The following is a 10,400-nucleotide window of genomic DNA, read 5'->3' as shown; positions in this document are numbered from 1 at the left end:
CACATATCGACGCTCACTTCTTTCACCTTCTCCCGAACTGTTTCTGGCTGTGCTTTTAAGGATTCCCAATTCATCTTGCTTATGTCCTTTAATCACATCTAGTAAAATTTTCTTGTCCAGATCTACGACCGTTGTTATGAATTCTTTATGTCCTTTTAAGTTACTAAATTCATCTAAGCTTATTCGTTCTGGTGCTTCCCACTCTTCCTTTTCTAGTTCTTTAGCACAGTGATTAAATATTAACTCAACTTCTTCCCATCCTAACCCTTCTTCTCGACTTATTTCTTCGATACTACAACTTTTTACTCTCTCATAAATCATCGATTCATAGCGAATTGTCTGATGCTGTCTTAATCTCATAAAACATAGTCTTTCGCTCCTATACTTTTGGCACTTTTGACAATGAAACTGGCGGCGTGGTACTTCTAAATATACTCGATTGCCTAATATTGACAAATCTCTGACTAGACTATACTGTGTCTGATTGATTCTGTCCAAGGTTTGATGGCAATTCGGGCATTCAATTGCTTCATTTTAAAGAGCAAGCTTTAGGAAAATTGTTCGAGTAATTTTTTGATAATTGACCACTGTTACATTTGGTAAATCGAGGAGTTGATCAAAATTTATCCACATAACTCACCTCCTGTTCTGTGTTACTATTATACCATGCTCACACAGAACCTAGAAAGGCCAATGCGTCTTAGTCTAGAATTGTGATAGAACAGATAGTAATCCCCTAAACCCTTGACAATAAGCAGCTGAACAATGGTATTAAGCTCCTTGCCCGTTCACGAATCATTTAGAATTGCTGTAGCTACTCAATTAAAGTAGTATTTGCCTGAAAGAGGGCAAAAAATCTAGAAAATCTAAATAACTAAACCCAAAATCTAGGACAGAAATATGGAAACTCTGACGTTTAGTCAACCAATGCAGTTAACTGCATTACCCACCCAAGATGAACTTCCCTGCGATGATGGAGTACCCATGGAAACTCAAAGGCATAAATGGCAGATGGATCTGTTAATAGACAGTATATCCCCTTGGCTAGACCAACGAGAAGATGGTTATGCCAGTGGCAATATGTTTGTCTATTTCAGTACAGCACAACTGAAAAATCAAGACTTCAAAGGACCTGATTTTTTTGCCGTCTTAGGCGTGCCAAAAGGGGAGCGAAAAAGTTGGGTTACTTGGGAGGAGGGAAAAGCCCCCGATGTAGTGATTGAACTACTCTCAGAAAGTACCACCCAAATAGACAAAACCGAGAAAAAACAGATTTATCAAGATAAGTTACGAGTGCCTGAATATTTCTGGTACGATCCTTTTAATCCTGAAGATTTTGCCGAATTTGTCTTAGTTGATGGCCTATATGAACCGCGGCAACCCAACGAGAAAGGATGGCTAATCAGTGGTCGTTTGGGATTAGCTTTAGTTCGTTGGCAGGGAAAATATAGAGGGGTAACAACCGTCTGGATTCGCTGGGCGACTTTAGATGGAATGTTGTTGCCAACCCCGCGAGAGTTGGCTGAGGAAGCACAACAGAAAGCTGAGGAAGCACAACAGAAAGCTGAAGAAGCACAACAGAAAGCTGAGGAAGCACAACAGAAAGCTGAAGAAGCACAACAGAAAGCTGAAGAAGCACAACAGAAAGCTGAGGCAGCCGAAGAAAAAGCCGAACGATTGGCGGCTAAACTCAGGGAATTGGGGATTAATCCTGAAAGTCTCTGACTTCGTCTGGGCGGATTTTGGTAGTCCCACTAGCCTAGAGTTGACAATTTGGTCAGGCTGGGTTATGATGCTACGAGTTAAAAGTAAATCCGTCTATGACTGACTTCCAACTAACCACTCCTGTGGCCTTCCTGATTTTTAATCGACCTGATACGACATCGAGGGTATTTGAAGCTATCCGTCAGGCGAAACCACCTAAGTTATTAGTGGTTGCCGACGGTCCCCGTCCAGATAGAGCCGATGATATTGAAAAGTGTAAGGCGGCTCGTGCTATTATCGAGGGTGTGGATTGGGATTGCGAGGTATTGACCAATTATTCTAATTTAAATTTAGGATGTGGTAAGCGTCCAGCGACAGGAATTACATGGGTATTTGAGCAGGTAGAAGAAGCAATTATTTTTGAAGATGATTGCCTGCCCGACTCTACGTTTTTTAGGTTTTGCCAAGTAATGTTGGATCAGTATTCTCTTGATGAGAGAATTATGATGATTACTGGGACAAATTGGTTAGGACGATGGAAAGATAGGAGTCAATCTTATCACTTCTCTTGCCATGGGGGAACTTGGGGATGGGCATCTTGGAGAAGGGCTTGGCAATATTTTGATTACGATTTGAAGTTGTGGGCAAATAGCGAAATTAGAGATGTTCTGGCTGGTGACAAACTATTTAAATATAGAGAGCAAATTTATTGGAAAACCTATCAAAATCCTGATGCTGTTACCTGGTGGGATTACCAATGGGGTTTTTCTCGGTTAGTTCAGTCTGGTCTATCAATAGTTCCCTCTGTTAACCTAATTTCTAATATTGGGTTTGGAGAGAATGCAACTCATACAAAATCACCCAACGCAGAATTAGCCAATCTAAATACAAGTTCCCTTGAATTTCCTCTCAAAATCAATCCTTTTGTTGCTGTTGATAGAGAATACGATAAAAAAATGTGTGATAAATTAATGAAACCTCAAAATCTATTTAGAAGATCATTGCAGAAGTTAAATTGCTTACTTAATCCCTAGTGAATCACAGTGACTGATTTCAAATATATATCTCTTTCATCATCTAATAGACATCTCCAAAAATTGTAACCCAATCACAGCTTGCTTTTATGCTATGTACTAACCAAATAGTTCGACAACTAAAATGTACATCTATCGTTGCTAATTCAATTTCACTGAAAAAATATGGGGCAATTAAAATCATTTCTATTTGGGCAAATTTCTTAACTAGAAAGACTTTTAGTCTTAAGATAATATTATGGAGAGGTCTAATATGAAAAAAAATATGACACTTGAAATAATTGCAAATACTGCTTTCTATTTAACTTTATTCTTGTTATTCATAAATTTTTACTTAAATACAGGCTTAGAGCCAAAAAATGCTGATGAGGGATTAAGAGGAACAACATTATTAGCTGCTACTGTTTCTATAGGAGGTGCGTTTTTATCAGACCAAGAATTTCGCAAAATATTATTAGGTAAAATGGGATTTTTTTATGCGATATTTATCTCATTGTACACCTTTATAGGCTCTCTTCAGAACGGGACTAGGTTTATCATTTCTGATTTGGCAGCTTTTATTGGATTTATTGTTGGCCTTGCAATGTTTCGCCTGCTCGTGAAATCCTGTAATCCTAAGATACAACTTTTAGCTTTGATATCTGTTCCAACTTTGCTTCTCTACCATTCTCTTTCATTATTAGCATCAAAAACAAACATAATTGATTTGGGAACAGAATACAGAATAACTACTTATGCAGAAAGCCAGTTTTTAATGTTCCTCCAAGTGCCGCTTGCAATTGCTATAGGAATTTTAGGAAGGCAAGGCTTGCTGTGGAAAATTATCTTAGGGGGATTGCTAGGATTAAGCTTTTTTTGTACAGATATATGGGTATCCAAAAGATCGGCTTTAATTTACTTACTCCTTTTAGTAATTTTGTCTATCTTGGTTTTATCTTACAGACTATCTAATGGATTACTAGCGACTCAATCATCTATCCTAAAGCTGGGGCAAATAAGAAACATATTATTCTTGATCGCTGTTTTGTTATTGATTGGTATATTTACTGATTTTATATTAAACATTCAACAATCAGCATCAGAATACCTTATTTTTGAGAGATTTGCTCAAATCGAATCTGGAGATAAATCGTCCCAATTACGAGTCGAAGAAGCTATAGCCGCAGTTCAAAGTATGCAGGATTTAGAATGGCTAGTTGGTAGAGGGATAGGTGCTACTTTTTTGTCTCCCGTCAGCAACCAAGCGGCTACTTGGTTTCACATTGGTATTTTTACATTTTTACTTAAGGGAGGTTTAGTTTTATTTGCTTTTGTCATTTTTAATTTATATTTCAAGTTTCCCCTATTATTTGTTAAGGCTTTGTTAAAACCTATGTGCTTCGAACCCAAAAGACGCGCCGCCTTACTCACCATCTTTCCAGGTGTTTTTTCATGGGCAATTGCCTTGCTAATGGTGGGGAATTTACATATACTGATTATTATCCCTTTGGGATTTGGTCTGGGTGCTTATTTGCATTTTAAACAGTATGGTATCAGCCTTTAAGTTTTTGAGTTTAACTAAAAAGGATTTTTTAAAATTATGTATTATCAAACTATATCACTTCTCGATCCATCAGTCTGTAGTTCTAATTTGGGAGATCAGATTATCATAGATTCGGTTAAAAAAATATTATTTGATGTCTTCAAGGAAGTTTCTATTATAAATATTCCAACCCAGGATATAATCTCTAAGGTTTCTTACAAATACATGAAAGAGAGTGATTTTAAGATCGTGGGTGGGACTAATTTGTTATCCTCAAATATGAACTCTTACAATCAGTGGAAAATTAATTTATGGGATAGCTTATTTATTAAAGATGTAATTTTAATGGGAGTGGGGTGGTGGCAATACCAAAAGAAGCCTAATTTATACACAAAGATATTGTATCATAGGGTCCTCCATAAAGGCTATTTGCACTCCGTGAGAGACAATTATGCAAAAAGACAGTTAGAATCTATAGGGATCAACAATGTAGTTAATACTGCTTGTCCAACTATGTGGTCATTAACTGATGAACACTGTGAAGGTATTCCTAGAAGGAAATCAGATTCTGTCTTAGTCACATTTACAGAGTATAACCAAAATCAAGGATATGATTCTGATTTAATTGAACTCCTAAGAGAAAAATATAGTAATATTTATTTTTGGATTCAGCAGCCAAAAGACTATAAGTATATGTACAGCATTTATGGGAATAAAGCCATCTATGTTCAACCCAGCCTGCAAGCATTAGATCAAGTATTAAGTCTCGATCTTGATTACATTGGTACAAGATTACACGCTGGTGTTCGAGCTTTGCAAAAGAAAAAGAGAGCATTAATTCTAGCTGTAGATAACCGAGCCGCAGAAATTTCTAAAGATACTAATTTACCTGTAGTACCTAGAAATGATTGGAAAAGTATAACATCCTGGATAGAATCAGCCTATGAAACTCGGATTAGACTTCCTTGGTCTAACATTGATAAGTGGAAATCTCAATTTCAAGCATAAAATATAAATAAATATTGGAGCAGTTTATATGTCTCAATTCAACATACAAAAAGTCATTGCAAAATCAAGGAGATTATTTTCCAAGATTGATTCTAAAATATTTTGCATGAAAAATCCAGAAATAGCTAGTATCATAGAAGCAATTATTCTACAAAAGTTAAGTTATCTGGAAAAGCAAACTATTTGTGATCTGGTAAAAATAGCCATAAATAATGAAAGGAAAGGGGTAAAGGGAATTATTATTGAAGCTGGTTGTGCTTTAGGTGGTTCTGCTATAGCTATTGCAAGCGCCAAGAGCAAAGAAAGACCTTTGTATGTTTATGATGTCTTTGGAACGATACCTCCACCATCAGAACAAGATGGAATAGATGCTCAGAATCGTTATGAGGTTATAGCAAGTGGTAATTCTAGTGGTATAGGAGGAGAAAAATATTATAGGTATGAAGATGATTTATATACTAGAGTTATACAGTCATTTAAGAAATTTTCAATTGAGCCTCAAGAGAATAACGTTAATTTCATTAAAGGTCTATATCAACATACCTTGAAAATTAATAGTCCCGTCTCATTCGCCCATATTGATTGTGATTGGTATGATTCTGTCATGTGTTGTCTAACTCGAATTGAACCTTATCTTTCTTGTGGTGGGACATTAGTAATAGATGATTACTATCACTATTCAGGCTGTAAAAAAGCAGTAGATTTATATTTTCGGAACAAAAAGAATGATTATAAATTCTATAGAAAAAATCGTTTACACATTGTAAAAATATGAGATTATTAAATTTTGGCTGTGGCTCCACCTTTCATCCTGCTTGGGTGAATATTGATATAGCGTCATCTTCACCAGAAGTTAGAGAATATGATATTCGTAAAAACTTGCCCTACCCAGATGCTGAATTTGATGCCTGTTATAGTTCCCATGTCTTAGAACACTTTCAACAAGATGAGGTAAGAAAACTGCTGACTGAATGTTACCGAATTCTCAGATGTAAGGGTATAATAAGAGTCGTTGTCCCTGATCTCGAAGCAATAGCTAGAGAATATTTGTCCACTTTAGAAAAAGTCGATTCAGGTATTAAAGAAGCGGAACCTGACTATGACTGGATGATGCTGGAACTTTATGATCAAACTGTTCGCAGTGTTGGCGGAGGTAAAATGAAAGATTTTCTGCTAAACCCCAGTATTAATAATAAAGATTTCGTCCGTTATCGAATTGGTGCGGAAGCGGAAAAGTTTTGGGAAATTCAAGCTCATCAAAAGTCCATGAGGGAGAGAATAATGGCTAAGAGTCCCGCTTGGTTTTTACAGAAACTGAGAATTATCATAGCTAAATATCTAGTAGCACTTGTGGCAGGAAATGAAGCTAAAAAATCTTTTGAAGAGGGGATATTTCGGAATTCAGGGGAAATTCATCTTTGGATGTATGATCGCTATTCCTTAAAGCGGCTGCTGGAGCAAGTGGGATTTATTGATGTGCGTGTTTGTCGTGCTGATGATAGTAGAATACCAGATTTTAATAGTTACGGTTTAGATATGATAGACGGCAAAATTCGCAAACCAGACTCTTTATTTATGGAGGCGATGAAACCCTAGAAATAATTACACTAAATTAAACTTCAAAACATTGATAAATTTTACAAGAACTAAAAGATGACAAAAAATATCGTTAAAAAACTATTCAGAAAACTGGGATTGGAAGTCAAGAGATATAATCTTAATACTTCACAAGTGGCTCTGATGGAAAGGTTATTGGAATATCATCAGATAGAGCTAATCTTTGACGTGGGTGCTAACTGTGGACAGTATGCTAGTTTTCTGCGAGACTGTGGTTATCGAGGCAAAATAGTATCCTTTGAACCTTTATCCAGTGCTTACTCCCAATTACTTACTCTTAGCAAGGAAGATAACTTGTGGGAAATTGCTCCTCGCTGCGCTTTGGGAAACCAAGAAGGTGAAATCACCATTAATATTGCTGGGAATAGTCAAAGTAGCTCCGTATTGTCGATGTTGGATTCTCATCTGCAAGCGGCTCCTGAATCAGCTTATTGTGGTTCCGAAGTAGTACAATTAAGACGGCTAGATACTTTAGCTAAAGACTACGTTACAGAGGGTACTAAATCAATATTTTTGAAGATAGATGTGCAGGGATTTGAAAAGCAAGTTATTGAAGGTGCTGTTCAGATTCTTCCTTTAGTTAAAGGGATTCAAATAGAAATGTCTTTAGTGCCACTATATGACCAGCAAATACTCTTTGAAGATATGCTAGAGTTTATGAGAGAAATTGGCTACGAGCTATATACGATTATTCCGAACTTTGCTGATAAACAGACTGGAAGACTATTACAAATCGACGGGATATTTTTTAAGTCATGAAAGTATGTTTACTAAGTAATTCTGATGGTCGGGGAGGGGCTTATGCAGCCGTTTATCGTTTACATCAAGGCTTGCGGGAAACTGGTACAGATTCGACTCTGTTAGTTGGTGATAAAACTCGTGATGACTATACTGTTTTATCGCCGGCAAATAAATTAATGAAGGGGTGGACAAAGCTAATACCTGGGGTTGATCACTTGCCCTTGTCATTATATTCTCAAAGAGAGAGAACACCTTATTCTATCCAATGGCTTCCCGATCGCCTTGTTTCTAGAGTAGCCCAAATTAGTCCAGATATTATTAACTTACACTGGATTAATGCCGGGTTTTTACAAATTGAAACCCTAGCCAAATTTAAGCAACCTCTTGTTTGGACGGCTCACGATATGTGGCCTTTTACTGGTGGTTGTCACTATAGTGGAGAATGTGATCGCTATACCCAATCCTGTGGTCATTGTCCTCAATTAAAAAGTCAGCAAGATTGGGATATTTCTCGTTGGGTTTGGTGGCGAAAAGCTAAAGCTTGGAAAAATCTAAATCTGACTATTGTTACCCCCAGTCAATGGTTAGCAGATTGTGCTAGAAATAGTTCTCTATTTCAGGATTTACGGATAGAAGTAATTGCCAATGGCTTAGATATTCAAAGGTATAAACCAATCGAGAAAAAAATTGCTCGCCATCTCTTAGGATTACCCCAGGATAAGCAGCTTATTCTCTTTGGTGCTATGACGGCAACAAGCGATAACCGAAAAGGGTTTCATCTGCTGCTACCTGCTATAAAAAAACTCAGTCAGGGGGAAATATGGCAGCATAAATTAGAGTTAGTGGTCTTCGGTGCATCTGAACCATTGAATCCGCCTGATTTTGGCTTAAAAACCCATTATTTAGGCAGATTAAATGATGATATTTCCCTAGCTTTAGTCTATGCCGCCGCCGATATTTTTGTCGCTCCCTCAATTGAGGATAATCTTCCCAATACAGTCATGGAAGCTCTCGCTTGTGCCACTCCCTCTGTTGCCTTTAAAATTGGTGGAATGCCTGATATGATCGAACATCAAGAGAATGGTTATCTGGCTCACCCCTTCGAGGTGGAAGACTTAGCAAGCGGAATTAATTGGGTATTAGAAGATACAGAAAGGTATAACCAATTGTGCATTCGGGCAAGGCAAAAAGTGGAGCAAGAATTTACTCTTGAGATTCAAGCATCTAAGTATTTAAAGCTGTACAATGAAATATTGTAATATAAGCAACCTCGAAAAATTGCCTCTCTTTTCAATAACAGAAGCCTAAAAGCGCCTATAGCGTTTCCTGTTCGCAAGAGGTATATTATCGATGTTGAAAACCCTAATTAGCAGAGGTTTAACTGTGCCACACAGGTGTGAGAAACGCTATATATCACGACACTACCCCTAGTGGTCTCCTGACTTTTCAAACATCCTTTAAGAAAAACATGGGACAATTAAAATTATTTCTATTCGGGCAAGCTTCTTAACTAGAAAGACTTTTAGTCTTGAGATAATATTAGGTCGAGGTCTAATGACTCTCAAGATAAAACAGTCAGCATATTAGAGCAAATCTCTCAAAGCGACTCTAGAGTTAAAATTATCATTAACGCTAGGAATTTTGGCTTTGTTCGTTCTAGCTATTACGGACTTTTACAAGGAACTGGGGATGCGTTTATTTTAGTCTTCGCCGACTTTCAATATCCCCCCGAACTAATCGTCAATTTTTTGGAGAAATGGGAGGAAGGCTATCAAGTTGTTAAAGGAATTAAAGACAAAAGTACAAATGTGAAGACAAAAGAAGGAATTTATCCAGAAATGAGAGAGTTAGGTTTAAGTCCAGGAACTCAACTATTTTTGAAGGATGTCAATATTACAAAAGAGCAGGGATTTGGACAGTTTAACTTAGCGGGTAAGTGGAAAAAAACCTATGGGGGTTTTCAAACAAAAGAACCTTAATATATTCTGACAAATTTTGGGGATTTAGAGACGGCAATAATTGCCGATCAAAAAAGATTTGATATTGAGGAGATGTTCCGAGATTTTAAGTCGGGAGGCTATAGCTTAGAAGGTTCTCAATTAGCACCGCAATATTTATCAAAGCTGATAATTGTTATAGCTATCGCCTATACAAGTGCCACACTACAAGGTAAAAAAATTAAGGATATGGGAATCCAAAAATATGTCACAAGACCCGAAAAAAGATATAAAGGTCAACGCAGACACAGCAGTTTTTATGTGGGTCAACATCTCTATCATTGGCTCCAGCTACATCAAATGTTCCTAAAAAATATAGAAGAGCTAATGCAAATTAGCCGCTATCGGTTGAAGGATTGCATCAAAGGACAAAGAGCAATATCGCTTGCCCTATCTACCTTCTAGCTCGCTTGTCCCCCTCTCAGGAGTTTTATGAGATTAAGACAGCATCATACAATCCGCTATGAATCGATGATTTATGAGAGAGTAAAAAATTGTAGCATCGAAGAAATAAGTCGAGAAGAAGGGTTAGGATGGTCAGAAGTTCAGTTAATATTTAATCACTGTGCTAAAGAACTAGAAAAGGAAGAGTGGGAAGCCCCAGAACGAATAAGCTTAAATGAATTTAGTAACTTAAAAGGACATAAAGATTTCATAACAACGGTCGTAGATCTGGACAAGAAAATTTTACTAGATGTGATTAAAGGACATAAGCAAGATGAATTGGGAATCCTTAAAAGCACAGCCAGAAACAGTTCGGGAGAAGGTGAAAGAAGT

Annotated in this window: 10 protein-coding genes and 2 pseudogenes; 11 read left to right on the top strand and 1 reads right to left on the bottom strand. The window is 37.1% G+C overall.

The window, feature by feature from the left end; translation table 11 throughout:
• Positions 1-633: pseudogene (locus PN470_RS21815) on the bottom strand (transposase family protein); the annotation flags it as partial.
• A 267-nt stretch (positions 634-900) separates the two neighbouring features.
• Between PN470_RS21815 and PN470_RS21810 the strand changes: the two are divergent.
• The 11 genes and pseudogenes from PN470_RS21810 to PN470_RS21765 form a co-directional block, all read left to right on the top strand.
• Positions 901-1,725: a Uma2 family endonuclease gene (locus PN470_RS21810; RefSeq protein WP_272105079.1), complete on the top strand. Its 825-nt coding sequence runs from the start codon at positions 901-903 to the stop codon at positions 1,723-1,725.
• 95 nt (positions 1,726-1,820) lie between these two features.
• Complete coding sequence (locus PN470_RS21805; RefSeq protein ID WP_272105078.1) at positions 1,821-2,738, top strand: glycosyltransferase family 2 protein; 918 nt, start codon at positions 1,821-1,823, stop codon at positions 2,736-2,738.
• Between the two features lie 253 nt (positions 2,739-2,991).
• Complete coding sequence (locus tag PN470_RS21800; RefSeq protein ID WP_272105077.1) at positions 2,992-4,281, top strand: hypothetical protein; 1,290 nt, start codon at positions 2,992-2,994, stop codon at positions 4,279-4,281.
• Between the two features lie 36 nt (positions 4,282-4,317).
• On the top strand, positions 4,318-5,268 hold the full coding sequence (locus PN470_RS21795; RefSeq protein WP_272105076.1) for a polysaccharide pyruvyl transferase family protein: 951 nt from the start codon (positions 4,318-4,320) through the stop codon (positions 5,266-5,268).
• A gap of 28 nt (positions 5,269-5,296) precedes the next feature.
• Positions 5,297-6,043: a TylF/MycF/NovP-related O-methyltransferase gene (locus tag PN470_RS21790; protein ID WP_272105075.1), complete on the top strand. Its 747-nt coding sequence runs from the start codon at positions 5,297-5,299 to the stop codon at positions 6,041-6,043.
• Positions 6,040-6,864 carry a class I SAM-dependent methyltransferase gene (locus tag PN470_RS21785; RefSeq protein WP_004160825.1) on the top strand — a complete coding sequence of 275 codons (825 nt, stop codon included), beginning with the start codon at positions 6,040-6,042 and terminating at the stop codon, positions 6,862-6,864. Before PN470_RS21790 ends, PN470_RS21785 begins: the two co-directional genes overlap by 4 nt.
• A gap of 57 nt (positions 6,865-6,921) precedes the next feature.
• A complete protein-coding gene (locus tag PN470_RS21780) occupies positions 6,922-7,644 on the top strand; it encodes an FkbM family methyltransferase (protein ID WP_004160826.1) in 723 nt (240 codons plus the stop codon).
• Positions 7,641-8,885 (top strand): glycosyltransferase family 4 protein, encoded by a 1,245-nt coding sequence (locus tag PN470_RS21775; RefSeq protein ID WP_272105074.1) that lies wholly within the window; start codon positions 7,641-7,643, stop codon positions 8,883-8,885. Before PN470_RS21780 ends, PN470_RS21775 begins: the two co-directional genes overlap by 4 nt.
• Positions 8,886-9,164: 279 nt before the next feature.
• On the top strand, positions 9,165-9,605 hold the full coding sequence (locus PN470_RS21770) for a glycosyltransferase (RefSeq protein ID WP_103112316.1): 441 nt from the start codon (positions 9,165-9,167) through the stop codon (positions 9,603-9,605).
• A gap of 72 nt (positions 9,606-9,677) precedes the next feature.
• Entirely contained in the window at positions 9,678-10,028 is a 351-nt protein-coding gene (locus PN470_RS22455; RefSeq protein WP_396888886.1) for a hypothetical protein, read from the top strand.
• A 21-nt stretch (positions 10,029-10,049) separates the two neighbouring features.
• A pseudogene (locus PN470_RS21765) lies at positions 10,050-10,400 on the top strand (helix-turn-helix domain-containing protein); the annotation flags it as partial.

It is taken from the genome of Microcystis sp. CS-574 (assembly GCF_028329095.1).
GTDB lineage: Bacteria > Cyanobacteriota > Cyanobacteriia > Cyanobacteriales > Microcystaceae > Microcystis > Microcystis ichthyoblabe_A.
This window is presented reverse-complemented; position numbering and strand designations above follow the sequence as displayed.

Coding starts and splice junctions, on each gene's coding strand:
- PN470_RS22455 (WP_396888886.1), top strand. CDS start 9,678: ATGTTCCGAGATTTTAAGTCGGGAGGCTATAGCTTAGAAGGTTCTCAA.
- PN470_RS21805 (WP_272105078.1), top strand. CDS start 1,821: ATGACTGACTTCCAACTAACCACTCCTGTGGCCTTCCTGATTTTTAAT.
- PN470_RS21780 (WP_004160826.1), top strand. CDS start 6,922: ATGACAAAAAATATCGTTAAAAAACTATTCAGAAAACTGGGATTGGAA.
- PN470_RS21810 (WP_272105079.1), top strand. CDS start 901: ATGGAAACTCTGACGTTTAGTCAACCAATGCAGTTAACTGCATTACCC.
- PN470_RS21775 (WP_272105074.1), top strand. CDS start 7,641: ATGAAAGTATGTTTACTAAGTAATTCTGATGGTCGGGGAGGGGCTTAT.
- PN470_RS21785 (WP_004160825.1), top strand. CDS start 6,040: ATGAGATTATTAAATTTTGGCTGTGGCTCCACCTTTCATCCTGCTTGG.
- PN470_RS21800 (WP_272105077.1), top strand. CDS start 2,992: ATGAAAAAAAATATGACACTTGAAATAATTGCAAATACTGCTTTCTAT.
- PN470_RS21790 (WP_272105075.1), top strand. CDS start 5,297: ATGTCTCAATTCAACATACAAAAAGTCATTGCAAAATCAAGGAGATTA.
- PN470_RS21795 (WP_272105076.1), top strand. CDS start 4,318: ATGTATTATCAAACTATATCACTTCTCGATCCATCAGTCTGTAGTTCT.